Annotated in this window: 19 protein-coding genes; 10 read left to right on the top strand and 9 right to left on the bottom strand. The window is 66.1% G+C overall.

Annotated elements, in window-relative coordinates; all coding sequences use genetic code 11:
- Window positions 1-163: 163 nt before the first annotated feature.
- On the top strand, window positions 164-1,342 hold the full coding sequence (locus tag KHO27_RS10790; protein ID WP_165678491.1) for an integrase core domain-containing protein: 1,179 nt from the start codon (window positions 164-166) through the stop codon (window positions 1,340-1,342).
- A gap of 932 nt (window positions 1,343-2,274) precedes the next feature.
- Here the strand turns inward: KHO27_RS10790 and KHO27_RS10785 are convergent.
- Genes KHO27_RS10785 through KHO27_RS10770 form a run of 4 tightly spaced genes read right to left on the bottom strand, consistent with a single transcriptional unit; the run spans window position 2,275 to window position 7,845 of the window.
- Window positions 2,275-3,720, bottom strand: coding sequence for a curlin (locus tag KHO27_RS10785; protein ID WP_111533228.1), 1,446 nt, complete (start codon window positions 3,718-3,720; stop codon window positions 2,275-2,277).
- Window positions 3,721-3,750: 30 nt separating this feature from the next.
- Entirely contained in the window at window positions 3,751-4,221 is a 471-nt protein-coding gene (locus KHO27_RS10780; RefSeq protein ID WP_110703969.1) for a curlin, read from the bottom strand.
- 16 nt (window positions 4,222-4,237) lie between these two features.
- The gene (locus KHO27_RS10775) at window positions 4,238-6,472 is read right to left on the bottom strand and encodes an Ig-like domain-containing protein (protein WP_214501782.1); all 2,235 of its coding nucleotides are present in this window, start codon (window positions 6,470-6,472) and stop codon (window positions 4,238-4,240) included.
- Window positions 6,473-6,498: 26 nt separating this feature from the next.
- Window positions 6,499-7,845 (bottom strand): hypothetical protein, encoded by a 1,347-nt coding sequence (locus tag KHO27_RS10770; protein ID WP_111533229.1) that lies wholly within the window; start codon window positions 7,843-7,845, stop codon window positions 6,499-6,501.
- A 290-nt stretch (window positions 7,846-8,135) separates the two neighbouring features.
- Between KHO27_RS10770 and KHO27_RS10765 the strand changes: the two genes are divergently transcribed.
- From KHO27_RS10765 to qhpG, 4 genes are read left to right on the top strand one after another with little or no spacing between them, the layout of a single operon-like run.
- Window positions 8,136-10,046, top strand: coding sequence for a sigma-54-dependent Fis family transcriptional regulator (locus tag KHO27_RS10765; RefSeq protein WP_214501781.1), 1,911 nt, complete (start codon window positions 8,136-8,138; stop codon window positions 10,044-10,046).
- Between the two features lie 3 nt (window positions 10,047-10,049).
- On the top strand, window positions 10,050-11,777 hold the full coding sequence (locus KHO27_RS10760; RefSeq protein ID WP_111533231.1) for an ABC transporter ATP-binding protein: 1,728 nt from the start codon (window positions 10,050-10,052) through the stop codon (window positions 11,775-11,777).
- Window positions 11,767-12,444 (top strand): subtilisin-like serine protease QhpE, encoded by a 678-nt coding sequence (qhpE, locus tag KHO27_RS10755; protein ID WP_111533232.1) that lies wholly within the window; start codon window positions 11,767-11,769, stop codon window positions 12,442-12,444. Before KHO27_RS10760 ends, qhpE begins: the two co-directional genes overlap by 11 nt.
- Complete coding sequence (gene qhpG / locus KHO27_RS10750) at window positions 12,437-13,726, top strand: flavin-dependent monooxygenase QhpG (RefSeq protein ID WP_111533233.1); 1,290 nt, start codon at window positions 12,437-12,439, stop codon at window positions 13,724-13,726. The genes qhpE and qhpG overlap by 8 nt, the downstream gene beginning before the upstream one ends.
- Window positions 13,727-13,820: 94 nt before the next feature.
- On the opposite strand, the gene KHO27_RS10745 is transcribed toward qhpG, so the two are convergent.
- Together KHO27_RS10745 and KHO27_RS10740 are read right to left on the bottom strand one after the other, a co-directional pair.
- Window positions 13,821-15,134 (bottom strand): alginate export family protein, encoded by a 1,314-nt coding sequence (locus KHO27_RS10745; protein ID WP_214501780.1) that lies wholly within the window; start codon window positions 15,132-15,134, stop codon window positions 13,821-13,823.
- Window positions 15,135-15,225: 91 nt separating this feature from the next.
- Window positions 15,226-16,719 (bottom strand): aldehyde dehydrogenase family protein, encoded by a 1,494-nt coding sequence (locus tag KHO27_RS10740; protein WP_214501779.1) that lies wholly within the window; start codon window positions 16,717-16,719, stop codon window positions 15,226-15,228.
- Window positions 16,720-17,127: 408 nt separating this feature from the next.
- On the opposite strand from KHO27_RS10740, the gene peaA reads away from it, so the two are divergent.
- The 5 genes from peaA to KHO27_RS10715 all read left to right on the top strand — a co-directional run bounded on the left by peaA (window position 17,128) and on the right by KHO27_RS10715 (window position 23,416).
- Window positions 17,128-18,693, top strand: coding sequence for a quinohemoprotein amine dehydrogenase subunit alpha (gene peaA / locus KHO27_RS10735; protein ID WP_214501778.1), 1,566 nt, complete (start codon window positions 17,128-17,130; stop codon window positions 18,691-18,693).
- A gap of 36 nt (window positions 18,694-18,729) precedes the next feature.
- Entirely contained in the window at window positions 18,730-20,160 is a 1,431-nt protein-coding gene (gene peaB / locus KHO27_RS10730; protein ID WP_214501777.1) for a quinohemoprotein amine dehydrogenase maturation protein, read from the top strand.
- A gap of 1 nt (window position 20,161) precedes the next feature.
- Entirely contained in the window at window positions 20,162-20,485 is a 324-nt protein-coding gene (qhpC, locus tag KHO27_RS10725) for a quinohemoprotein amine dehydrogenase subunit gamma (protein WP_094012540.1), read from the top strand.
- 19 nt (window positions 20,486-20,504) lie between these two features.
- Complete coding sequence (peaD, locus tag KHO27_RS10720) at window positions 20,505-21,626, top strand: quinohemoprotein amine dehydrogenase subunit beta (RefSeq protein WP_214501776.1); 1,122 nt, start codon at window positions 20,505-20,507, stop codon at window positions 21,624-21,626.
- Window positions 21,627-21,733: 107 nt separating this feature from the next.
- Window positions 21,734-23,416, top strand: coding sequence for an AMP-binding protein (locus tag KHO27_RS10715; RefSeq protein WP_214501775.1), 1,683 nt, complete (start codon window positions 21,734-21,736; stop codon window positions 23,414-23,416).
- A gap of 12 nt (window positions 23,417-23,428) precedes the next feature.
- Here KHO27_RS10715 and KHO27_RS10710 read toward each other — a convergent pair whose 3' ends face one another.
- The 3 genes from KHO27_RS10710 to KHO27_RS10700 form a co-directional block, all read right to left on the bottom strand.
- The gene (locus KHO27_RS10710; protein WP_110703995.1) at window positions 23,429-23,986 is read right to left on the bottom strand and encodes a TetR/AcrR family transcriptional regulator; all 558 of its coding nucleotides are present in this window, start codon (window positions 23,984-23,986) and stop codon (window positions 23,429-23,431) included.
- A 156-nt stretch (window positions 23,987-24,142) separates the two neighbouring features.
- Window positions 24,143-25,294, bottom strand: a complete 1,152-nt coding sequence (locus tag KHO27_RS10705) for an acyl-CoA dehydrogenase family protein (RefSeq protein WP_038706259.1) — start codon at window positions 25,292-25,294, stop codon at window positions 24,143-24,145.
- A 16-nt stretch (window positions 25,295-25,310) separates the two neighbouring features.
- Window positions 25,311-26,381, bottom strand: coding sequence for an enoyl-CoA hydratase/isomerase family protein (locus tag KHO27_RS10700; RefSeq protein WP_214501774.1), 1,071 nt, complete (start codon window positions 26,379-26,381; stop codon window positions 25,311-25,313).
- Window positions 26,382-26,385: the final 4 nt, after the last annotated feature.

The following is a 26,385-nucleotide window of genomic DNA, read 5'->3' as shown; positions in this document are numbered from 1 at the left end:
GACGCTTACTCACCTTTCCGCCCTTACGGCGGGTCCCTTTTTGAAGGATCAAAAAGGAACCAAAAAATCCTCGCGGTATGACTCACCCACATGGGTTACAAATCAGTTCACGCACATAGGTAACAGTCTTTAACTGGCAGGGTCGGTTTTCGAGGATCTGACCATGCCTTGGCGAGAGCTGAAACCTATGGACCTTAAAATGCTTTTCATCGCGGATTACCTGCAGGGGCCGCCCAGCTTCAGTGCCCTGTGCCAGGCCTACGAGATCAGCCGAAAGACCGGCTACAAATGGGTCGAGCGATATGAGAAAGAGGGGCCTTCGGGGCTGGAAGAACGCAGCCGCCGCCGGTTGAACCAAGATTGGGTCGTACCCGCCGCAGTTCGCGAAGCCATCATCGAATTGCGCAGTCGAGGCGAAACGGAACCGGGGCCGAAAAAGATCCAGGCTGCGCTGCAGGAGCGTTTCCCTGATCAGGCGCCGCCCTCGAAGACAGCGATCTACAACATCCTCAAGAAAGCCGAATTGGTCAAACCACGCCGCTTACGTCAGCGTGTAGCGGTCTATCCCAAGCCACTGGAGAAGGCCGAGTCGCCTAACCAGCTGTTCAGTGCGGACTACAAAGGTCAATTTCTGACAGGTGCAGGCGTCTGGTGCTATCCGCTGACGATCATGGATCACGCCAGTCGTTTCCTCCTCGCCTGTCACAGCATGCCCAATACCAACCTGCTGGAAACCCAGGCCGTTTTCACCCAAGTGTTCCGAGAGAATGGCTTGCCTGAGCGGATTCGTACCGATAACGGTGTGCCGTTTGCCAGTAAGGGGCGTGCGGGACTTTCTCAGCTGTCGATCTGGTGGCTGCGTCTAGGCATCATTCCCGAGCGCATTGCGCCTGGTCGGCCTGAACAGAATGGCCGCCACGAGCGCATGCATCGAACGCTCAAAAGCACGCTCCCATCGCCGCCGGCAGTGGCCTGGGAGGCTCAACAACGGCACTTTGATCGCTTTCGGCAGCACTACAATCACGAGCGCTTGCATGAAGCGCTGAAGCAGAAAACACCGGCGTCTTGCTACCAGCCATCTCCACGCCCATTCCCTGAAAAGCTCCCCGAAATGACCTATCCCAGTCATATCGAGAGCTTGCCGGCTGATAGCTCCGGCATCATCAATCGCCGGGGCTTGAGGATCTACGTAGGTTATGTGCTCAAGCACCAGACCATTGGACTGGAGCAGGTTGGGGATGGCGTCTGGGATGTTATTTTCGGTCCCATCATCCTTGGCAGAATCGATGTGCGGGATGCCACTGATGGTTATGTAACACTCAAGGTGTTGTCACCTATGTGAGTGAACTTTTGTGTAACCCATGTGGGTGATCCGTACATCGCTCCATTTATCCGGCCCTCCGCTTCGCTCCGGGTTCCCTCACTCCGGCCTTGCTCCCGGGAGGACCGCGCTGAACGCCCCATCCTGGGGCGCAGCGCTTGACGGGCATCCATGCCCGTCACCTCCCTCCGCAAGACCTGCGTTCGGCCTCCTGAAGTCGCGAAGTTACGGGCGGCGCCTGCACTAACGCAGCTAGTCGCTAGTTGCCATCGTGGGAACTCTAGATCAACATCTCGGGGCAAGCCCGCTCCCACGATAGTTTGACTACGTTATTCAACGTGGGAGCGGGATTGCCCCGCGATGGCGTAATGAAAAACAACATAACATCCACTGAAAAACCAAAAGCTCTGTTCTTGATCTGTTCTTGATCTGTTCTTGATCTGTTCTTGATCTGTTCTTGATCTGTTCTTGATCTGTTCTTGATCTGTTCTTGATCTGTTCTTGATCTGTTCTTGATCTGTTCTTGATCTGTTCTTGATCTGCTCTTGATCTTGCTTCTAAGCGCGCGGTAGTTCAGGCGCCACCAATTGCGACTTCAGGAGGCCGAGTGGAGTTCTTGCGTAGTGGGGCGACGGCCATGGATGGCCGTCGAGCGCTGCGCCCCAGGATGGGGCGTACAGCGCGGTACCCACGGGAGCAAGAACGGAGCGAGGGAACCCCGGAGCGAAGCGTAGGGGCCGTATGAACGGAGCCGAACGGTTTTGCCTACTTTTGTCAAGACAAAAGTAGGTCGCCGTAAAGGCGAAAGGGTGACTAAATGTCGGCATCTTCTACGAATGCGCCCACAAAAAACAAAACAATCGCCCCGAACCCGAACCCGAACCCAACCCAAGGAAAAAAAGGAACCGCAGCGCCAGGGGAGAACCAACGCCACGGTCCAAGGGGAAACCCCGTCACTGCTGGGTAACAGTCGCCATATTGGCATTCCCGAACTGCGTAACAGTGGCCGTCTGACTAGCCCCACTCTGGTCGACAAACGCCTGGTTCCCATTACCCCCCTGGGTCACGTAGGCGAGGTTGACCCCATCGGTCTGCTTGATGGTCGCCTCGTTGCCACTGCCATACAGCTGATAGGTGTAGCTCTGGTTGCCACTACCCGACTGCTCGAGGGTGATACTGCCGCCATTGCCCGCAGCCAGGCCCTCGGCGTAGTTGGCGGTGCCGCGCTGGTCGGCGATGAGCAGGTTGTCGCTGCCGTTCTGCTCGAAGTACAGCTCGTTGTTGCTGTCGGCCTGGCGGGTCTCCATCTGGTTGCGGTTGCCATCCTGATTCAGCCGGGCGATCTGGCTGTTGCCTTCCTGGGTGAGGTTGACCCCGTTGCCATTGCCCGCCTGGTTGATCTGCGCCTGCTGGCCGACACCGAATTGCCCGCCAGACTTCTCGCCCTTCCAGTTGCTGGCCATGATCTTGTTGGCGTTGCCCACCGTGCTGATGGTCAGGCTGTGGTTGTCGCCGGTCTGGTAGGTGAAGTGCAGGTTGTTGTTGCCCGTCTGGGAAATGCTGGTCACCGCCTGGTTGGTCTCGAACTGGTCCGACCAGCTGGCGTTGCCACGGCCGGTCTGGCTGAGACCTGCGCTGTTGGCCTGGCCGAAACTCTGGTCGATGTAGCCTTCGTTGCTCTGGCCGTTCTGGTAGACATTGGCTTGGCTGGCGGCCTGGTTGTCCTGCCACACCTCCACCGAGTTGCCGGTGCCGTACTGGTTGATGCCGATGGTGCCGCCCAGGCCGTCGCGCTGGTCACCGTAGGCCCAGTTCTGCCGGCCTTCCTGGTAGATGGCGATATCGCCGTCCTGGTGGGTCATGTGCTCGGCGGCGGCCTGGTTGTCGCTGCCACCCTGCATGATAACGCTCTTGTTGTTGCTGCCGCCGAACAGCTGCTCCACCGTGGCGTCGTTGCCATGGCCGGACTGCAAGGTGGTGGCCTGGCTGCCGTACTGGGTGTCCTGCCAGATGACCGAACGGTTGCCGCTGCCTTGCTGGACCTGCAGGGCTTCGTTGTTCTCGCCCACCGACTGGCTGGCGAAGGCGTCGTTGAGGCTGCCGCCGGACTGCTGGGTGATCTGGCTGCCGTTCTCGAACAACTGCTCGGCGTAGCCGGCGTTGAACGAGCCGGTGGCGCTCTGCTGGATATGGCTGGTGCTGCTGTCCTGCAGCGCCATGTGATTGTGGTCGTGGCCAGCCTGGTTCTGCGTGGCCGAGGCGAACGGTGCCTGGGTCTGCTTGACCTCGGCGATGTTCTGGTTGCCCTGTTGGGACTGGGTCGAAGTGCTGTCGTCGGCCATGGCCTGGCCGGCAAGGGCCAGGACGATGGCAGCGCTCAGAGGGGCGAGCTTGTGCATGGTATTGCCTCCAGATCTGTCGATGAGGGCCTAGCGGTACTGGGTGATGTGGACCTGCTGGCCGTTGCCGGCCTGGGTCACGGCGCTGTTGAGCCCCGTGCCGCGCTGGTCGATGGTGGCGCTGTTGTGGTTGCCGATCTGCTCGATGGCGGCGCTGTTGCCGCTGCCACTCTGGCGGATCGTGGCGTCGTTACCCTGGCCCTGCTGGCTGATCGCGGCCGTCAGGTCGCTGCCTTCCTGCAGGATGTAAGCCTCCTGCGCGCCCCCGGCCTGGACGATCCGGCCGAGCAGGGCCTGGCCGTTCTGGTCGAGGGCAGCGCGGTTGCCGGTGCCCAGTTGCTCGATCACCGCGACCTGGCCGGCGCCGCTTGGCAGCAGGCGCAGCACCAGTGGCTCGCCCAGGTCGCTGCCGGCGGCGAGGTCGGCGTTGTCCATCAGGTCGTCGGCTAGAGCCTGGCCGGTAAGGGCCAGGCACAGCAGCAGCGGGTACAGGGCGTTCATGGCATCCTCCCGGGGGTTACTGCACCACCACGTTGACCGTGCGCGTGCTGCCCTGGCTGCTGGTCACCGTGGCAGTCGGTGCGGCGGTGGGCACCAGCGTCGTGCTGTTGCTCACCGACAGGCGCCAGCGGCCGGTGACCGGTACGGTGGTGGTGCCCAGGGTCTGCACGCCGCTGGTGGTGGTCACCCGCACCGTGATGGTGTTACCGGTGGTCACCGAGGACGTTCCGCTGATGTCCCAGTTGAAGCGGTTGTTGGAGCGCGCCGTGACTGTCGCCGCGGTGACCGCGAAGGTCTCCTGGGCCGGTCGTGGCGATACCTGCACCGTGACTGTGCCGGGCGTCGAGGTGGCGCCGATCGCGTCACGGGCGACGTAGGTGAAGCTGGTGGTGAACGCCGCAGTGACCGTGGCCGGTGGCGTGTAGGTGATCACGTTGCCGTCGGTGCTCACCGTGCCGCGCCCGGTCGGGGTCGGCTGGGTGACGCTGGCGATGGTCAGTGGCAGGTTGCCTTCCGGGTCGGTGTCGTTGGCCAGGGCGTTGATGGTCAGTGGCACGCCGAGGGTGGCGGCGCTATCGGCCACTGCGGTTGGTGGACGGTTCGGCGCGACGTTGACGGTCACGATGGTGACCGGCGACTTCAGGCCCTTGGCGTCTTGCGCGCGGTAGCTGAAGGTCGCCACCAGCGGCGAGGTGGCCCCGGCCGGTGGGGTGTAGGTGACCGCCGTGGTGCCGTTCATCAGCACGCCGCCCAGGCCGGTGCCCGGCTGGGTGAGGTCGGTGATGCTCAGCGGCACGTTGCCGTCCGGGTCGCTGTCGTTGGCCAGCAGGTTGAGGGTGATCGGTATGCCGACACTGGTGCTACCGCTGTCGGCCTGGGCCACGGGGGCTTGGTTCTCGGCCTGCACCGGGGCGCTGCCGACCACCACCACCGGTTCCACGTCGACACCGCCATGTGCCGACTTGACCGTGATGCTGGCAGGCGGCTGGGCCAGGTCGTTGACCGTGAGGCTTTGCTGGACACCGGACTTGGACATCCGTCCGAAGCCCTGGACCAGCAAATCCGGCACCACGACTTCGTCGCTGGACCGGGCCTCGACCAGCAACCGCTTGGCGCTCCAGTCATAGCGTGCCGTACCCACCTTGACCACATCGCTGAGCTTGCTCGACAGCGATGTCGGGCGCGTGGTGCCGGCCGGGCTGCTGGCGGTGACCACCACCACCGACGGTGGCACTGCCTGGCTCAGTTGCTGGTTGAAGAACAACCCGTTGTTGTCGGCGAGCATGCTGAACTGGCAGGGCGAAGGCGGCGAGCCGACCAGCGCCAGGCCGTTGCGCAGGCACAGGCTGGCGCTGTTCGGCGCCTTGGCGAAGACTTCGACGCGGGTGCCCGCGGCGTTGCGCTGGTAGGTGGCGCGTTCCAGCGTCGCCGGGGTTTGCTGGCGTTGGTCGAGGACCTTGCCGGAAACGGTGAAGACGTTGGTCTGGATGGTGCCCGCCGGGCCCTGGATGCGCACGAAGTTGGTGTTGTTCGGGCTGCCGGTCACCGCCTCGGTGATGTTCGGGTCGCCGACGAAGGTCTCGGTGGCGCCGGTGTCCGGGTTGACCTCGGTGTAGGGGCCGCCGACACCGCGCAGGAACGGGCCGAGGTTGCCGTTCAGCGCACCGCTGAAGTTGCCGGGGGCACCGATGCCGATGTCGCGGGTGATGTTGATCGCCCGCCGGCCCGCCGTGGTCACGTTGACCGTCTCGACCCCATAGGGGTGGGTGATGGTGTAGGTGCCGGTGCTCGGCACCGAGGCGCGGATGCGGATGCGAGCGAAGCTCTGCTGGTCGCCATTGACCGGATTCTCGGCGGCGAAGGCTGCCTCAAGGCCGGCAACGTAGACCTCCAGCTCGTAGCCACTGTTGCCTACCTGGGGTATCTCGGTCTCGGCCAGGAACCAGAACATCTCCGGTGGCCAGTTGTCCGGGAACACCAGCGGCAGGGCATCGTCATAGATCCCGGGCTCGGGCAGCAGGGTGCACATGTAGGCCGGAGCGCCCGGGCCGCCCGGTGACCGGGTGCTGGTGGCGCGCGACTGGCACAGCTCCAGGGCGAGGTTGTTGGCGTCCTTGTACCACATGGGGTAACCCCCGGTGGCGAAGGTGTAGGGGCCGGGATCGACCTCCGACAGCGCGGCCCAGGCCGCGCTGCTGAGGGTGAGGGTGAAACCGGCGGCGCAGAGTGCGCGACGCGACCAAGTATTCATGCTGCCTCCTTGAAGGCGTGTCCTGTTCATGGCACCAGCACCACGTCTTCGCTGTCGCTGCCGCCATGGGCGCTGGTGACCTGCACCGTCGCTGGCGGGATCGGCGAGAGCCCGGTGGTCAGGGTCTTGACCGCGCCGTTGCCGCTCAGGCTGCCGATCAACGCACCGTTGCCGGTGCGGGCGGTGAGGGCCGGCGGGCTGGTCTCGTCGCTGCTGCTGGCCACCAGGGTCAGCTGGCCACTGCCCAGGCTGTATTCGGCGCGGCTGATGGTCACCAGGTCGGTCAGCGGCATCGGTGCGCTGGTCGGGGTGCTGGTGGCGATGGCCAGGCTGTTGTCGGCGGTCACCTGCAAGGTCAGCGGCAGGGTCGGGTTGAGTGGCGACTGGGCGTACCAGGCACCGGTGCCGTTGGCCTCGCCGAGGGCCAGGGTGGGGGTCTGGCTGGTCAGGGTGACCGTGGCGGGCGCCGGCGGCGCCATCACGAACACATCCTGCTGGGCGCGCAGGTCGCCATTCACGGTGTGCCGCGAATAGGTGCTGCGCAGCGGGATCAGCGGCGTTGGGCGGTTGACCGTGGACAGCTTGCCGGAGATGGCGAACAGCTCGGTACGCAGGTCGATACCGTTGGGCCCTTCGATGCGCACGTAGTTGGTGTTGAACGGGCTGCCGGTGACCGGCTCCTCCAGGTTCGGGTCGCCGATGAAGCGTTCGCTGGCACCGGTGCCTGGGTTGGTTTCGGTATAGGGGCCGTTGACGCTGCGCAGGAACGGCCCGATGTCGCCCCTGAGCGCGCCGCTGTAGTCGCCTGGCGAGCCGATGCCGATGTCGCGGGTCATGTTGATCGCCCGGCGCCCGCCGGCCGCCACCTCGAACACATCGACACCGTAAGGGTGAGTGATGGTGTAGGTACCGGCCACCGGCACATCGACGCGGATGCGCACCCGGGCGAAGCTGACCTGGTCGCCATCCACCGGCTCCTCGGCGCTGAAGGCGGCCTCGATCGCCGATACATAGGTCAGATCGATGCCGCGGGCGGCATCGACGATGGCGGCGTCGGCGGTGAACCAGAACGCTTCGTCGGGGAAGTTGCTGGGGAAGACGATCGGCTGGGTGTCGTCGAACACGCCGGGTGTGGGCAGCAGCGTGCACATGTACGAGGGCGCGCCGGGAGCACCGGCGACCCTGGAGCTCACTGCCTTGGTCAGGCACAGGTCGAGCACCCGGCCATGGCTGTCCTGGTACCAGGCGGGGAACTTACCGGTGGGCAGGGTATAGGGGCCGGTATCGACCGCATACAGCGCAGCCTGGGCCGGAAGCTGGAGCAGGCCGGCGAAGATCGCCACGGCCAGCGGGTGGGGTGTCGGTCGGTGCATGAGTTGCTTCCTCCTGCAAACGGGCCCATGGGTTGGGGCGTCTGGGGAGGGATCGGCAACTGTTGTGCCAGGTTTTGCAGAGGGGCGTCCAGGGCCTTTGCGACGAGGGTTTCAGCGTCCAGGCAAAGGTCTGGCGAGGTATCCATGGTGGGCGGGTGGCCCCAGCATTGGGGAATGGGGTGAGGCTCGGTCTCTGTTGTAGCTGATGACTGCCAACCAATTCTGACGCACACTGCCGAAAAATCCGATGCCCGTTGCCCCGCCTGAGCGGGGCACACCAGGAGCACGCAATGGCGCGACAACTTCCAACAACAACCGCCAACGACCCCTTGCAGCAGTCTCGCCTGGTCCGCCTGAAGCTTGCCAGCGAAGGCGAACTGCCCTGCGGCATGCTGCGCGACGAGATCGACGCCTCCTGGCGGCGCAGCCTCGGCCATGGCCTGGACTGTCTGCAGGGCGAGCAGGTCGGCCTTGGTATTCGCCACGGCCTGGACCTGGACACGCTGCTGGAACACAACCGCCTGCTGATCGACGCGGCCACCCCTGAGCTGGACTACCTGATCAAACGCCAGGGCAAGAGCGGCATCGTCATCCTCGGTGACTCCCAGGCCAACGTGCTGACGATTGACGGCCAGAAGCATGTGCTCGAGCGCGAGGGCCTGCGCGACCTGCACCCTGGTAGTTGCTGGAGCGAGGCCCTGCGCGGCACCAATGCCATCGGCACGGCGGTGGTCGAGGGCCAGCCGACCCTGATCAACTGCGGCGAGCATTACCTGGATCGGCTCAGCCCGTTCTCCTGCACCTCGGTGCCCCTGCGTGATCCGCGTGGCGACGTGATAGGCGTGCTCGACGTGACCCGTGAAGGCGTCATGGCCCAGCCCCAGGATAGCCTTTCCACGTTGCTGCTCGCCGCCGGCAATATCGAGAGCCGGCTGTTCGGGCTCTACCATCCCGAGCATCTGGTTCTGGCCTTCCATAGCCGCCCGCAATACCTGGCCAGCGCCTGGCAGGGCCTGCTGGCGCTGAGCCTGGAAGGCGAGGTGATGGCGGCCAACGACAATGCCTGCCAGTTGTTGCAGATGCCACGCCAGGCGCTGCTCGGGCGACGCTGCGGTGACCTGCTCGGCGAGCGTTCGCCGGCGTTTATCGCGCGCCTGTGGCAGAGCGGCGTCAGCAGCGTGCAGACGGCAGCGGGCGAGTTCTTTTTCCGGGCGCTGCAACTGCCGCGGCATGGTCGCGTCAGTGGCCCGTCCGCGATCGCCAAACCAGCACCGCCGAAGACCCAGGCACTGGAAGCGCTGGCCGGTGGCGATGCGCGTCTGGCGCGTGCCTTGCGCATGGCCCGCCAGGGCTTGGCAAACGGGTTGCCGGTCCTGCTGCTGGGTGAAACCGGCACTGGCAAGGAGGTGGTTGCCCGTGCCCTGCACCAGGCCGGTCCGCGTGCCGACAAGCCATTCGTGGCGGTCAACTGCGCGGCGATTCCCGAGGGGCTGATCGAGTCCGAGCTGTTCGGCTACCGCGACGGCGCCTTCACCGGCTCGCGCCGGGGCGGCATGGTCGGGCGGCTGATGCAGGCCCATGGCGGCACGCTGTTCCTCGACGAGATCGGTGACATGCCGCTGGCCCTGCAGGCGCGCCTGCTGCGTGTGCTGCAGGAGCGCCGCGTGGCGCCCCTTGGCGCCGGCGACGAGCAGGACATCGACGTGGCGCTGATCTGCGCCACCCATCGCGACCTCAAGCGCCGGGTTGCCGACCAGCACTTCCGCGAAGACCTCTACTACCGGGTCAACGGCGTGTCCCTGCGTCTGCCGGCACTGCGCGAGCGCGACGACCTGGCAACGATCATCCAAGGTTTGCTGGACAAGTCCGGAGCCGGCAGTGTGAGCCTCGACCCAGCGCTGGTGGCGCTGCTGGAGAACTTCGACTGGCCGGGCAACATCCGCCAGCTGGAAATGGTGGTGCGCACCGCCCTGGCAATGCGCGAGGAGGGCGAGCAGGTGCTGACCCTCGACCACCTCACCGACTGCCTGCTCGATGAACTGGCCAGCGGCGCGGCGCCGTCCGGCAGCCTGCGCGACAACGAACTGGAACTGATCCGCGCTGCCCTGGCCCGGCACCAGGGCAATGTCTCGGCCGCGGCCGAGGCCCTGGGTATCAGCCGGGCGACGCTGTATCGCAAGCTCAAGCAGTTGCGTGGTTGAGCCATGGGCGGACTGTTTTTCCGATTGATCGAATCCAGCGACCCGCAGTTGATGCGCCAGGCCCTGGCCTGGCTCTACGGCTTCGTGCGTCCACAGCGTGGCGCCATCGGCGTGCTCCTGGGGCTGTCCCTGGGCGCCTCGCTGCTGGCCCTGGCGCAACCCTGGCTGGTCAAGACCTTGATCGACGAAGGCCTGCTGGCCAAGGATTACCAGACCCTCTGGCACATGGCGGCGATCATGATCGTCGCCGGCCTGCTCGGCACGCTGCTGGCTGGGGTCAACCGCTACCTGCACACGCGCCTGTCCGGGCGCATCCTGTTCGCCCTGCGCGACGACTTGTACCGACACCTGCAACAACTTTCGCCGACCTTCTACGGGCGCCGGCGCACCGGTGACATCCTGTCGCGGCTCGATGGCGATGTCGCCGAGATCCAGCGTTTTGCCGTGGACTCGTTGTTCTCGGCGGTATCGGCACTGATCGGCCTGGTCGGTGCGGTGGCCTTGATGCTGATGCTGTCCTGGCAGCTGTCGCTGCTGCTGGTGTTGCTGATCCCGCTCGAAGTGCTGTGGCTGCGCTGGATGCGACGCAAGGTCGAGCGCGAAGTGCGCAGCCTGCGCGAACGCTCGGCGGACGTGTCGTCGTTCCTGGTCGAGACACTGCCGGCGATGAAGTTCATCCAGGCCGCCGGCCAGCAGCGGCGTGAGGCCGAGCGCCTCGATCAGTTGGGGCAGGGCTACATGGGGCAGCTGCTCAGGGTGCAGGTCACCGAGTTCTTTACCCAGGCGGTGCCCGGCACGCTGACGTCCTGGTGCCGGGCCTGCGCATTCCTGGTCGGCGGCTGGTGGGTGATCCAGGGCACCTGGCAACTGGGTGCGCTGATCGCCTTTTCCACCTACATGGGCATGGCCGTCGGTCCGGTGCAGAGCCTGCTGGGCCTGTACGTGGCGGTGCAGCGGATGGCCGTGAGCCTGGGGCGGGTGATGGAGCTCAAGCGGGAGGCGCTCGCGGTGCGCGAGGCGGACGATCCCCGGCCCATGCCACAAGGGGCCGGGGAGCTGCGACTGGACGGGGTATCTTTCGCCCACGACGGGCGCCAGGGTGGGGTGCTGGACCAGGTGCAGGCCAGTCTGCCCGGCGGCGCCAAGATCGCCATCAGCGGCGCTTCCGGCGTCGGCAAGTCGACCCTGATCGACCTGCTGCAGCGCTTCTACGACCCGGATGACGGGCGCATCCTGCTCGACGGCGTCGACCTGCGCGAGCTCGACCTGCAGGCCCTGCGGCGGCGCATCGCCGTGGTCAGCCAGGACATTGTGCTGTTTCGCGGCACCCTGGCGCAAAACCTGGCCTACAGCACGCCCCAGGCCAGCCGTGAGGAGCTCGAGCAGGTGGTGCGGCTGACCCGCCTGGACAGCCTGGTGCAGAGCCTGCCGCTGGGGCTCGATGGTCTGCTGGGCGAACGCGGCCAGCAGTTGTCCGGTGGCCAGAAACAACGTATCGCCATCGCCCGGGCGCTGCTCCAGCAACCGGCGATCCTGGTGCTCGATGAGGCCACCTCGGCGGTGGACGAAGCCACCGAGCGTGAAGTGATTGCCGCCATCGACCAGCTGTTCGCCGGGCGTACGCGGATCCTGATCAGCCATCGTGCCTCGACCCTCGCCGATGCCGACCTGCACCTGGAACTGCGTGACGGGCAATTGCGCAGCAAGGAGCCCGCCGACCATGGCCGCTGACCTGTGCATTGGCGTGATCGACAGTGGCTGCTCGGCGCAGCAGGCGGATAGCCTGCTCGGCGCGCGGCGCTTCTGGCTTGAGGACGGCGTACTGTGCGAGGGCGAGCCGCTGCCGGATGCCCTGGGCCACGGCAGCGCGGTGCTGGCGCGGCTGCGGGCCGAGTCCGGCGGCCAGCCGGTGCTGCTGGCCCAGGTATTCGCCGGGCAGGGCAGCACCAGCGCCTTGCAGGTGGCCGCTGGCTTGTTGTGGCTGGTGGAGGCGGGCGCGACCGTGGTCAACCTGAGCCTGGGCCTGCGCCAGGATCGCCCGGTGCTGCGCCTGGCCTGCGCCGAGGCCGTGGCCGCCGGTGTGCTGCTGTGCGCCTCCAGTCCGGCGCGGGGCGAGCCGGTGTATCCGGCCAGTTATCCCGGGGTCATTCGCGTCACTGGCGATGCCCGCTGCGCCGCTGGACAATGGTCGTGGCTGGGCACTCCCCAGGCCGACTTCGGCGCGGCGGTTGGCGCCGCTGGGGTGGCCGGGGCCAGTCTGGCCTGTGCCGCGTTCACTGGGCGGGTGGCGGCCCTGCTGCGCGAGGAGCCCGGCATGACCCGGCAGGCACTGTTGCACTGGCTGGAGCGGCACGCGGCGTTCGTCGGCCCTGAGCGCAAGGAGTCGACCGATGCCTGAACCGAGCATCCTGGTACTCGGTGCCGGACCTGCGGGGGCGACTACTGCCCTGGGGCTGCGGCGGATGGGCTACCCCGTCACCGTGGTGTCCGACTGGCGCCGTTTCGCCGCGGTGGAAGGTGTTTCGCAACGTGTGCTGGAGGGCTTGCGCCATGCGGGCCTGGGCGCTGCCCTGGCCGAGGCGACCACGCCGGCCACGCGGCAGGTGCACTGGAACGGTGAGCGGCTGCAACCGAATCAGGAGTGGCTGCTGGATCGCCAGCGCTTCGACCAGGCACTGCGTGATGACTTGAATCGTGCCGGTGTCGAGCTCGTCGAAGGGCGTGTGCACGAGGTGGTGCAAGGGGTGGGGCATCGGGTGTCTCTGGACGACGGGCGTACCTTGCACGGCGATTTCCTGGTCGAGGCCCGTGGTCGTCAGGCCCCGTTGAGCGAAGGTCGCCTGCGCGGGCCGGAGACGGTCAGCCTGCTCAACCTCTGGCAGGCCGAGCCCGGCACGCCGGCCTCGGCAGTAGAGAGCCTGGACGACGGCTGGGCCTGGATGGCGCGGCTGGCCGATGGCCGCTGCTACTGGCAGGTGACGCTGGACGTGACGGCGGCGCGGCTGCCGGGCAAGACGGCGTTGCCCGAATACTGTGCCGGGCGCCGCCGTGGTTCGACGCTGGTGGCGCAACTGTTCGGCGAGCAGGCCTTCGCACCTGCCCAGGTGCATGCACGCAGCAGCACAGCGATTCTTGTCGGCAACTGCGCGGGCCGTGATTGGCTCCGGGTTGGCGATGCGGCGATGGCGGTTGATCCGCTGTCGGGCAATGGCATCTTCCAGTCCTTGTCCTCGGCGCTGCAGGCGCCCGTGGTGATCAATACCCTGCTGCAACGGCCCGGGCAGGCGGACCTGGCACAGCGTTTCCATCAAACTCGGATCGAACAGTTGTTCCTGCGTTTCGCCCGGATCGGGCGCGACTTCTACGCCCAGGAAGCGCAACGTGGCACGCAGCCGTTCTGGGCTCGCCGCCGAGGCTGGCCGGATGCGCAACCGCTGCACGCGGCGGCGGACTGGCAGGCGGTGCGGGTGGAGCGCCGCCCGGTGCTGCGCGAGGGTTGGGTGGAGGAGGCCGAAGTGGTGGTGACGGCTGATCAGCCGCTGGGGGTGTGGCACCTGCAAGGTATCGAGCTGGCGCCGGTGGTACGCGGGGTGCAGGCTGGCATCGGCCTGGAGCGCCTGGTGACACAGACGCACCAGCCGATGATTGCGCGTTGGTTGCGCGAACAGGGTTTTTGCTGAGGACTCATCGCGGGGCAAGCCCGCTCCCACCGCTGCTGCATCAGCCAGCAAACCCTGCGTGGGAGCGGGCTTGCCCCGCGATAGGGCCGCTGGCTTAGAAGAATGTCCCCACCACCAGTTGCAGGTAGGCCCCGCTATCCCGGCCACCCAACTGCACGCCGCCATCCTGCGCGCTGCGCTGCGGGGTGTAGAACCCCACCAGCGGGCTGATCAGCCAATGCTCGTTGACCATCCACTCCACATACAGGTCCACCTCGCGCCCACCCAGGTTGCCCTGGTCGGTGCTGAGCGGGTCGAAGTCGAAGTACAGCGCGCCCACGGTCAGCCCCTCCCGTGGCGTGGCCTTGAGCGCCACATGGTGCACTTGGGTATTGCTGTTGAATGGCCCGGCGTAGTTGGCCGCCACCTCGCCCTGGAACCAGGTGCCATAGCCCCGGCTCAGGCCATAGAACAGCGGGTCGAAGTGCTCCGAGAAACGGCTGTAGCGGTAGGTGGCGGTGGGCGACCAGGGCAGTCCGGAGAAGGTCCAGTTGCCCTCCAGGTACCAGGCGTTCTCGCGCCCGTCGGTGCGGTCCTGGGTGACATACTCGGCGGCCAGTTCGAGGTCTTTCACTCCCAGGTTGCCACGCCCGCGCAGGCTCACCGTGTCCATGCCGTCGCGGTGTTCCAGGCCAAGGATCTCGGCGTAGCGGCGGTCGACATCCAGGCCACGGATCCAGCTCAGGCCCACGGTGCCCGCGTTGGCGACATGCTCGAGGTTGGCCACCGCCATGGAGGTGTCGGCCTGGAACGGGTTGTCGGACTTGAGCCACATCAGGTCGCCACGCCAGCCCTGCTTGCCGCCCAGACGTAACACGGCGGTGCGGTCGAACGCCTTGCGCGCCGCCAGGTAGTAGGCGCCGCCTCGGTCGAAATCGGCGCCCAGGTCGACGTTGCCGGCATTGACCGGGTCGCCCTGGATCAGGAAACCGTCGCCGAGGGTGATGACCTGGCGCCCGCCGGAGAGATCGATGCCGTCTTCGCCAAGCGCCGGAAACAGGGTGCCCGAGCGCCATCCAAGGTAAGCGTCCTCGACGCTGGTGCGACGTTCGTCACCGAGCGTGAAACCCGCGGCGTCGCCATCGCCCCAGGTGGCCGAACTGAGCAGGCTGAAGGCGCCGTAAAGCGTGCCGTTGCTGGCCAGCGCCTGGCTGGCGCTCAGGCCGTACTTGACGTAGCCCTCGCGCCAGTTGCTGCTGCCGGCCTGGCGGTTGCCGAATTGGTCGAAGCTTTCGTCGCTGTGGAATACGCCGAACAGCGCTTCGAGGTTGGCGTCCAGGGTGGTGCCGGCGTGGTTGTAGAGTTCGTGGGCCTGGGTGAGGGGAGAGGCCAGCAGCAGGGCCAACGTGCAGGCGAGCTTGTGCGTCATGGTGTGCTCCATGTTTTTGTTGTTTTCTGGTTTTTTCATTGCCTGGCCGGGCCACATCGCCGGCCAGGCGATGAGGCCAGCACAGGTTAAATCAGAGCTTGATCAGCACCGACTTCAGTTCGGTGTAGTGCTCGATCGCCGCCGCCCCCATCTCGCGGCCGACGCCGGAGAGCTTGTAGCCGCCGAACGGCAGCGCCGGGTCCAGCGCGCTGTGACAGTTCACCCACACCGACCCGGACTTGATCCGCGGGATCATCCGGTGCACCGCGGCCAGGTCGTTGGACCAGATGCTCGCGCCCAGCCCGTAGGGGTTGTCGTTGGCCAGGCCTACCACTTCGTCGAGGTCGTCGAATGGCATGGCCACCAGCACCGGGCCGAAGATTTCCTCCTGTACCAGGCGGTGGCGCTGGTCGACATCGACGATCACCGTCGGCTTGACGAAGTAGCCAGGCCCAAAGCCTTCGCCGCCGCAGGCGATGGTCGCGCCCAGCTCGCGGCCCAGGTCGATGTAGCCGGTGACCCGCTCCTGCTGCCTGGCCGAGATCAACGGGCCCATCTGTACGCTAGGGTCCAGGCCGTTGCCCAGTTTCATGGCATTGGCGATGCCGGCGATATCGGCCACCACGTTGTCGAAGTGCTTGCGGTGCACATACAGCCGGGAGCCGGCGCAGCACACCTGGCCCTGGTTGAAGAAGATCGCCGTGGCGGCGCCGGCGGCGGCCTCCTGCAGGTTGGCGTCGGGCAGGACGATGGTCGGCGACTTGCCGCCCAGTTCGAGGGTGACGCGGGTCATGTTGTCCATGGCCGCCTTGCCGATCAGCTTGCCGACTTCGGTGGAGCCGGTGAAGGTCAGCTTGTCCACGCCCGGGTGGCGGCTCAGTGCGGCACCGGCGTTCAGCCCGGTGCCGGTGATCACGTTGAACACGCCGTCCGGGTAGCCGGCCTCGCTTACCAGTTCGGCGAGCTTGAGCGCGGTCAGCGGGGTTTCATCGGCAGGCTTGAGCACCACCGTGCAGCCGGTGGCCAGGGCCGGGCCGAGCTTCCAGCAGGCCAGCAGCAGCGGGAAATTCCAGGCGACAATGGCGCCGACCACGCCCACCGCCTCGCGGCGCACGAACGCGTGGAAGTCGTCATTGGGCATCAGCGGCAGCGACGGCTCGACTGTGCTGCCTTCGAGCTTGGTCGCCCAACCGGCCATGTAACGCAGGAAGTCGATGGCCAGTTGCACGTCCATCACTTGGGCTACGGCGGCACTCTTGCCGTTGTTCAGGCATTCCAGCTCGGCCAGCTCCTGGGCATCGCGCTGCATCAGGTCGGCCAGGCGCCACAGCAGGTTCTGCCGCTCGCGCGGACGCATCCGGCTCCAGGCCGAGTGTTCGAACGCCTGGCGGGCGGCCTGCACGGCGCGGTCCACATCCTGTGCCTCGGCCGCGGGCACCTCGGCGAGGGCCTCGCCACTGGCCGGGTTGCGCAAGGTCATGGTGCGGCCGCTGGCAGCGTCCTGCCAGTCCGCGCCAATGCGCATCTTCAACTGGCGTGCGAGGAAGGCACGGGTGGCGGGCAGGATCGGCAGTTCGGAATGCATGGGGCGGTGCCTCTTGTCATGGTTGTGACCAGGGCAGGGCAATGGGCGTGCCAAGCCGGCCAGCGCGTTCACAGCCCTTGATACATGTGGTTTTCGCGTTACATGGCATGCAGTCAGGGAGGCTTGAGCTGTTGCACATTGAGACTGAGTGAGACGGAGATGAAACGGACCGCTGTGTGGGCCAATCGCCGGCCTGCGCAGCAGGCCCCGTGTCTCAAGGTGAAACACCCCGTCGCGAAATGGCACGTTCGGTCACAGCCTGCGCTGCTGGGGTTCGCCCCTGCTCTGCGCTCAAATCGTTGATGCGAAACATATTTGCCGCAATTGGCACACTTCCTGTATCGCTACTGTCAGATGCACACCGCAGCGTGCGAATAACGATAAGAACGATACCGTGGAGGTCTGACCTTGAAGACGACTCGACTCCGGCGGCAGGCGGGCACACTGGCGCTGGTCGCCACCGCACTGCTGTCCGCCCAGGCCATGGCGGCCGAGCAGGGCCCGAGCCTGTTGCAGAACAAGTGCATGGGGTGCCATATCCCCGAAGGCAACGACAGCTACAGCCGCATCAGCCACCAGCGCAAGACCCCCGAGGGCTGGCTGATGAGCATCGCCCGCATGCAGGTGATGCATGGCTTGCAGATCAGCGACGACGACCGCCGCACCCTGGTCAAGTACCTGGCCGACAAGCAGGGCCTGGCGCCCAGCGAGACCGACGGTGTGCGCTACGCCATGGAACGCCGGCTCAATACTGTCGAACACTTCGACGACCCGCTCAGCCAGATGTGCGGCCGCTGCCACTCCGGCGCCCGGGTCGCCCTGCAACGGCGCCCGGCCAAGGAGTGGGAGCACCTGGTCAACTTCCACCTCGGCCAATGGCCGTCCCTCGAATACCAGGCCCAGGCCCGCGACCGCGACTGGCTGGACATCGCCCTCAAGCAGATGGTGCCCGACCTGGCCAAGCGCTTCCCCCTCGACAACCCGGCCTGGGCTGCGTGGCTCAAGGCACGGCCCGAGTCCAAGGTCCTGGCCGGACAGTGGGCGTTCAGTGGCCATATGCTGGCCAAGGGTGACGTGCGTGGGGTGATGACGGTCAGCGCCGAGCAGGGCGATACCTTCAAGGTCGAGGTCAAGGGCGCCTACGCCGACGGCACGCCGTTCAACGGCAGCGGTTCGGCGATCCTCTACAACGGCTATGAATGGCGCGGCAACGTCAAGGTGGGCGAGGCCAACCTGCGCCAGGTGTTCGCCGCCATCGACGGGCAGATGAAGGGCCGCATGTTCGAGGCCGAGCACGACGAGCGCGGCCTGGACTTCAGTGCGGCGAAGGCCGGGCAGGGGCGCCTGCTGGCGGTCCAGCCGGCGTTCATCAAGGTTGGCAGCGACAGCGAGATCACCCTGGTGGGCAGCGACCTGTCCGGCAAGCCCGACCTGGGCGCGGGCGTGCAGGTGACCGAAGTGCTGGAGGCGACGCCGACGCTGATCCGGGTCAAGGCCCGCGCCGCCAAGGATGCCGCCGCCGGCCAGCGCGAGGTGGCGGTGGGCGCGCTCAAGGGCGTGCAACTGGCGGTGTACGACAAGGTCGATGAGGTCAAGGTGGTGCCGGCGTTCTCCATTGCCCGCATCGGCGAGAACGGCGCCTCGGTGCCGAAGGTGCAAGGGCGCTTCGAGGCTGAAGCCTGGGGCAAGGACGCCAGTGGTCAGCCGCTGCGCATCGGCTACCTGCCAGCCACCTGGAAAGTCGAGCCGTTCAACGAACGGGCGGTCGAGGACGAGGACGTCAGGTTCGCCGGGCAGATGCAGGCCGACGGCGTGTTCGTGCCGGGCGGGGCAGGGCCCAACCCCGAGCGCAAGATGATGACCAACAACGCCGGCAACCTGAAGGTGATCGCCACCCTCGCCGACGGTGGCCAGCAGGGCGAGGGCCACATGATCGTCACCGTGCAGCGCTGGAACAATCCGCCGCTGCCATAGGCATCAACCTGACCAATTGCTTATCGGGAGGTCGCCATGGGCGCACTACTGAACCTGGTCGAACGCAACCTGCACGAAGTGCAGGTCGATGCCGACCGCATGCTGTTCCATATCCCCAGCAGTTCGCTGTTCGCCACCGACGCGGTGACCGGCGGCATCATCGACACCCTGCGCCGCCAGGGCTGTTCCGCCGAGGAACTGCTGCTGCAGCTCGGCCAACAGTTCGACGGGCAGGACATCGAGGAAACCCTGCGCGAGCTGATCGCCCTGGAAGTGGTCAGCGACGGCTCGCCGCTGACCCCGGAAATCGCCCTGAAACAGGTCGAGCGCACCGCGCTGAACACCGTGGTGCTCAACGTCAACACCGGCTGCAACCTCAGCTGCACCTACTGCTACAAAGAGGACCTCGACAAGCCCTCCGCGGGCAAGAAGATGAACAGCACCACCGCAGAAGCCTCGGTGGAGATGCTGCTCAAGGAGTCGCCGAACGAGGAGCGCTACAGCGTGGTGTTCTTCGGTGGCGAGCCGCTGTCCAACCGGGCGTTGATCGAGCACATGGTGGCGTACTGCGAGCGACGCTTCGCCGAGGCGGGCAAGCAGGTCGAGTTCATCATGACCACCAATGCCACGCTGCTCACCGAAGAGATTGTCGACTGGCTCGATGCGCATCGTTTCGGCCTGTCGATCAGCATCGACGGGCCCAAGACCGTGCACGACCGCAACCGCATCACTGTGGGCGGGCAGGGCACGTACGACGTGGTGCGGCGCAAGGCCGACATGCTGCTGTCGCGTTACCGCAGCCGGCCGGTGGGGGCGCGGGTGACGCTGACCCGTGGCATCACCGATGTCGAGACCATCTGGAACCACCTGTTCAACGAGATGGGCTTCGCCGAGGTGGGGTTCGCCCCGGTGACCTCCGGTGACATGGCCGACTTCAACCTCACCGGCGACGAGCTGGTGCAGGTGTTCGCCAACATGAAGGCCCTGGGCCGGCGTTACCTGGAGGCGGCGCTGGCGCACCGCAACATCGGCTTCTCCAACCTGCACCAGCTGATCACCGACATTCACGAAGGCCACAAGAAGGCCCTGCCATGCGGTGCCGGGCTGAAGATGCTGGCGGTGGACCACGAGGGCGAGCTGAACCTGTGCCACCGCTTCACCGGCTCCAGCCTGCCGACCTTCGGCAATGTGCACCAGGGCGTGAAGCAGGCGCAGCTCAACGATTTTCTCTCGCAGCGCCTGGACCGCAGCGGCACCGGCTGCGACAGCTGCCGCATCCGCAACCTGTGTTCCGGCGGTTGCTACCACGAAAGCTACGCCCGCTACGGCGACCCGCAGCATCCGACCTACCACTATTGCGAGCTGATGCGCGACTGGGTCGACTTCGGCATCGAGGTCTACAGCCGCATCATGGCCGCCAACCCGGCTTTCATCGATCGCTACATCACACCCCGGAAGGCGCACTGACATGAAGCACCTCAAACCGCTGAACAACAAGGCGCGCATCCTCGAGCAGGCGGCCGCCGAAGACCGCGTCGAGGACGTGCTGGCGATGAGCGCCGTGGCCGGCTGCACCGCCACCACCGACCCGGGCTGGGAAGTGGACGCCTTCGGTGGCGTCAGCTCGCTGTGCCAGCCGATGGAGGCCGACCTGTACGGTTGCTCCGACCCTTGCTGGTGGCCAGCCCAGGTGCCGGACATGATGAGCACCTACCAGGACTGGAACGCCCAGGCGACCAACTCCGCCGAAGACTGGCGCAACCTCGGCACCGTATTCCCGAAAGACAAATAGAACGACAAGGGGAAACCGCATGAAACCTGGATTCTGCGCGCAACTCGCGCTCACCGTCGCCGCCATGGCCTGCGCCTGGGCGGCCCAGGCCGACGACGCAAGCAAGGCCCTGAAGGCCGGCCATGAATACCTGATCGCCACCAACTACCCGAACAACCTGCACGTGGTCGAGGTGGCCAGCGACACGCTGTACAAGACCTGCCGCATGCCCGATTCGTTCGGCCCCGGCACGGCGATGATGGCGCCGGACAACCGCACCGCCTACGTGCTCAACAATCATTTCGCCGATATCTATGGCATCGACCTGGACAGCTGCAAGACCACCTTCCACGCCAACCTGTCCAGCGTGCCGGGCGAGGTCGGCAAGGCCATGTACTCCTTCGCCATCAGCCCCGACGGCAAGGAGGTGTACGCCACGGTCAACCCCAGCCAGCGCCTGAACGACCACTATGTGGTCAAGCCGCCGCGCCTGGAGGTGTTCCGCACCGGCGACGGCCTGGATGCCAAGCCCGTGCGCACCTTCCCGATGCCGCGCCAGGTGTACCTGATGCGCACCGCCGACGACGGCAGTCTCTATGTGGCTGGGCCAGACATCTACAAGCTGGACGTCAACACCGGCAAATACACCGTCGCACTGCCGCTGCGCAGCTGGAACCGCCCGGGCTACAGCGCGCCGGACGTGCTGTATTTCTGGCCGCACCAGAGCTCGTTGCACGAGTTCTCGATGCTCTACACCATCGCCAGGTTCAAGGACGCCAAGCAGGACCCGGCCAGCGCCGAGCCGCTTTACGGCTACCTGAGCATCGACCTGAAGACCGGCAAGGCCCATACCCAGGAGTTCGCCGAGCTGACCGAGCTGTACTTCACCGGCCTGCGCTCGCCGAAGGACCCGAACCAGATGTACGGCGTGCTCAATCGCCTGGCCCGCTACGACATCGCGCAGAAGAAGCTGGTCAAGGCCGCCAACCTGGACCATACCTACTACTGCGTGACCTTCGACAAGGCCGGCGACAAGCTTTACCTGGGCGGGACGTTCAACGACCTGGCGGTGTTCGACCCCAATACGCTGGAGAAGGTGGGGAACATCAAACTGCCCGGTGGCGACATGTCGACCACCACGCCGCAGGTGTTCGTTCGCTAACGCCATCGCGGGGCAAGCCCGCCCCACGCCGACCACACTGGACCGGTGGGAGCGGGCTTGCCCCGCGATAGGGCCACGTCAGGCAAAACAAAGACAAGAGACAGCCCATGCCACAGCCCAGCCACACCCAAGGCTCTAATGTCACTCCATTGCTCACCCAGTGCATCGGTGACGCCTTCGACGCCACCGTCGCCCGCTTCCCCGACCGCGAGGCCCTGATCGTCCGCCACCAGCAGTTGCGCTACACCTGGCGGCAACTGGCCGATGCGGTCAACCAGCACGCCCGCGCGCTGATGGCCCTGGGCGTGCAGGTCGGCGACCGCTTAGGGATCTGGGCACCCAACTGCGCCGAATGGTGCATCACCCAGTTCGCCAGCGCCAAGATCGGCGCGATCCTGGTCAACATCAACCCGGCCTACCGCACCAGCGAACTGGAATACGCCCTGGGCCAGTCGGCCTGCCAGTGGGGGATCTGCGCCGACGCCTTCAAGACCTCCGACTATCACGCCATGCTGCTGGACCTGGTGCCCGAACTTCGCGCCTGCCGAGCGGGCGAGCTGCAAAGCGCGCGCCTGCCCGCGTTGCGCGGGGTCATCAGCCTGGCGGCCACGCCACCTGGTGGCTTCCTGGCCTGGTCGGCGTTGCAGGCCCGTGCCGGTGAAACCGCCCTCGGGCAACTGGCCACACGCCAGGCCAGCCTGCACCGGCACGCGCCGATCAACATCCAGTACACCTCCGGCACTACCGGGTTTCCCAAGGGCGCGACCCTCAGCCACCACAACATCCTCAACAACGGCTACATGGTCGGCGAAAGCCTCGGATTGACCGAGCACGACCGGCTGGTGGTGCCGGTGCCGCTGTACCACTGCTTTGGCATGGTCATGGCCAACCTCGGCTGCATGACCCACGGCAGCACCCTGATCTACCCCAATGACGCCTTCGATCCGCTGCTCACCCTGCAGGCCGTGGCCGAAGAACGCGCCACCGCCCTGTACGGCGTGCCGACCATGTTCATCGCCGAGCTCGATCACCCGCGTCGCCATGAGTTCGACCTGTCCAGCCTGCGCACCGGGATCATGGCTGGCGCCACCTGCCCGATCGAGGTGATGCGCCGGGTAATCGACGAGATGCACATGGGCGAGGTGCAGATCGCCTACGGCATGACCGAGACCAGCCCGGTGTCGTTGCAGACCGGCGCCGCCGACGACCTGGAGCGCCGGGTGACCAGCGTCGGCCGCACCCAGCCGTGGCTGCAGAGCAAGGTGATCGATAGCGCAGGCACTACCCTGGCACGCGGCGAGATCGGCGAGCTGTGCACCCGCGGCTACAGCGTGATGCTCGGCTACTGGGACAACCCCAAGGCCACCGCCGAGAGCATCGACGCCGAGGGCTGGATGCACACCGGCGACCTGGCGGTGATGGACGAACAGGGCTACGTGCGCATCGTCGGGCGCAGCAAGGACATGATCATCCGCGGTGGCGAGAACATCTATCCGCGGGAGTTGGAGGAGTTCTTCTTCACCCACCCGGCGGTGGCCGACGTGCAGGTGATCGGCATCCCCTGCAGCCGCTATGGCGAGGAGATCGTCGCCTGGATTCGCCTGCATCCGGGGCAGACCCTGGGCGAGGAAGAACTGCGTGAATGGGCGCGGGCGCGCATCGCGCATTTCAAGGTGCCGCGCCATTTCCGCTTCGTCGATGAATTCCCGATGACGGTGACCGGCAAGGTGCAGAAGTTCAGGATGCGCGAGATCAGCATCGAGGCGCTGGCGGGCGGGCAAGGGCGGTAGCCGCCCTCAGCTTCAGGCCTGGGCCCGCGCGCCGTTGAGAAACAACTGTTCCACGGTCTGCGCGGTGTTGGCGCTGGCCGCGCGGCCACGGCGTTCGGCATCGACCATGCCGTAGATCATGGTCATGAACATTTCGGTGAACACCGCCGCGCTGATGTCGATGCGCAGCACGCCCAGTTGCTGGGCGCGCAGGAAGAACGCGTCCATGGCCTGGGTGTAGGCCTGCCAGCGCAGATCCTCGGCGTTGTTGAGCAAGGTGTCGGGGCGGTACTGGAACATCAGGAACACCAGCATTTCGCGGTGCTTGAGGTGCTCGGCGATCAGGTGGCGAATGCCGACCAAGGGTTCGGTGCGTTCCAGGTCGGCTTCCTGGATGACCTGGTTGAGCACGTGCTCGCCGTGGTCCTCGAGCAGGTTCACCAGATTTTCGCGGGTACCGCAGAAGCGGTGCAGGGTGGCCTTGCTGACCCCGGCGGTTTCCGCCAGCTCTTTCAGGGTGGCGCGGGGATGGACGACAATGGCATGGGCCAGCGCCTTGAGCAGGCGTTCTTCTTGGAGGGATCTGCGCATAAGGACCTCAGTCGGGGTTCGGCTGTCGGGCAGGCGAAAAGAGACGAAAGATCCATTACTGTATCATATGAGACGAATAAATCTCATTGGTTGAACAATTCATCGCGGGTCAAGGCTGCTCCACCTTGGGAGCGGGCTTGACCCGCGATGGGTACGTCAGATCGGATAATGCTTCAGCTCACGGGCGATCAGCATCCGCTGGATCTCGCTGGAGCCCTCGTAGATCTGGGTGATCCGTGCATCCCGATAGTACTTCTCCACCGGATAGTCTTCCAGGTAGCCGTAGCCGCCATGCACCTGGATCGCCATCGAGCAGACCCGCTCGGCCATCTCGGAGGCAAACAGCTTGGCCTGGGAGGCCTCCGACAGGCAAGGCTTGCCCGCGCTGCGCAGACGCGCGGCGTGCAGGATCAGCAGGCGGCTGGCGTTGATCTGCACCTGCATGTCGGCCAGCAGGTTGGCGATGCTCTGGTGCTCGTTGATCGGCTTGCCGAACTGGATGCGCTCGCGGGAGTAGGTCAGTGCCGCCTCGAAGGCCGCGCGGGCGATGCCCAGGGCCTGGGCGGCGATACCGATGCGCCCGCCTTCGAGGTTGGACAGGGCAATGGCCAGGCCCTTGCCGCGCTCGCCGAGCAGGTTGGCGGCCGGGATGCGGCAGTTGTCCAGGGTCACCGCGCAGGTGTCGGAGGCGCGGATGCCCATCTTGTGTTCGCTGCGATCGACCTTGAACCCAGGGTTGTCGGTGGGCACCAGGAACGCCGAGAGGCCTTTCTTGCCCAGCTCCGGGTCGGTGACGGCGAAGACGATGGCCAGCTTGGCGCGGCGGGCATTGCTGACGAACTGCTTGGCACCATTGATCACCCACTGGCCATCGACCAGTTCGGCGCGGGTGCGCAGGTTGTGGGCCTCGGAGCCGGCCTGGGGCTCGGTCAGGCAGAAGCAGCCGATCACCTCGCCGCTGGCAAGTGGCGGCAGCCAGGCTTGCTGTTGTTCAGGCGTGCCGTAGGCCAGCAAGGGGCCACAGCCCACCGAGTTGTGGATGCTCATCAGCGCCCCGATGGCGCCGTCGCCGGCGGCGATCTCCTCGACCGCCAGGGCATAGGCGACGTAGTCGGTATAGCTGCCGCCGAAGTCCTCCGGCACCACCATGCCGAGCAGGCCCAGCTCGCCCATCTTGCGTACCACGTCGTCATCGATCCAGGCGGCCTTCTCCCAGGCCTGGGCATGGGGGGCGATCTCGCCGCGGGCGAAGTCGCGCGCCATGTCGCGGATCATGATCTGTTCTTCGCTCAGTTCCAGGTCTTGCATCTGTGTACTCCCGGGCTCACAGGCCTTCGAAGAATTGGTCGACGCGCTGCGCGGTGAGTTCGCCCAGGGTCGGCGGGTTCCAGCGCGGCTGCTTGTCCTTGTCGATGATCAGGGCGCGCACGCCCTCGATGATGTCGCCGTGGGCGAACCACTGGCGGTCGATGTGCAGTTCCATGGCGAAACAGTCTTCCAGGCTCAGGTGGCGGCCACGGCGCAGCAGCTCCAGGGTCACGGCCATGGCCAGCGGCGAGCGGGTTTCCAGCAGGGCGGCAGTCTCCAGCGCCCACGGGTGGCTGTCGCCGATGGTCACGGCGCGCAGCTGTTCGATGATGCTGGGCAGGTCGGGCAGGGCGAAGAAGTGGTCGATCACCGGGCGCAGGCGCGCCAGCGGGGCGTCCTCGAGCACCTGGGTGCCGAGCTTGGCCAGCAGGCCCTGCAGGTCCTTGAGCGGGTGCTCGCCGAACACCAGGCGGTCCAGGCCTTCATCCAGCGCGGCCAGCCTGGTGCTGTCCAGGTACCAGTCGGCGAGGCCGCAGTACAGGGCGTCGGCGGCCTTGACCTGGGTACCGCTGACGCCCAGGTAGATGCCCAGCTCGCCGGGCACGCGGGACAGGAAGTAGCTGCCGCCGACGTCCGGGAAGTAGCCGATACCCACCTCGGGCATTCCCAGGCGGCTGCGCTCGGTGACGATGCGCAGGTCGCAGCCCTGGGCCAGGCCCATGCCGCCGCCGAGGGTGAAGCCGTCCATCAATACCAGCACCGGCTTGCGGTAGCGGTGCAGGCACAGGTCCAGGGCATATTCCTCGACGAAGAAGTCCTCGTGCAGCTTTTCGCCGGCCTTGAAGCTGTCGTGCAGCGAGCGGATGTCGCCGCCGGCGCAGAAACCCTTGGGCCCCTCGCCACGCAGCATCACGGCCTGCACCTGTGGATCCTGCGCCCATTGGTCGAGGTGGTGCTGCAGGCTGCGCACCATGTCCAGGGTCAGGGCGTTGAGGCCGGCGGGGCGGTTGAGGGTGAGGTGGCCAATGTGGTTGCGGACCTCGGCCAGTACCTGATCCGTTGCCGAGGGTTGAGCGTGCGCGGTCATCGCG

The sequence above is a fragment of the Pseudomonas sp. RC3H12 genome (genome assembly GCF_018596375.1).
In the GTDB taxonomy this organism is placed as follows: Bacteria; Pseudomonadota; Gammaproteobacteria; order Pseudomonadales; family Pseudomonadaceae; genus Aquipseudomonas.
This window is presented reverse-complemented; position numbering and strand designations above follow the sequence as displayed.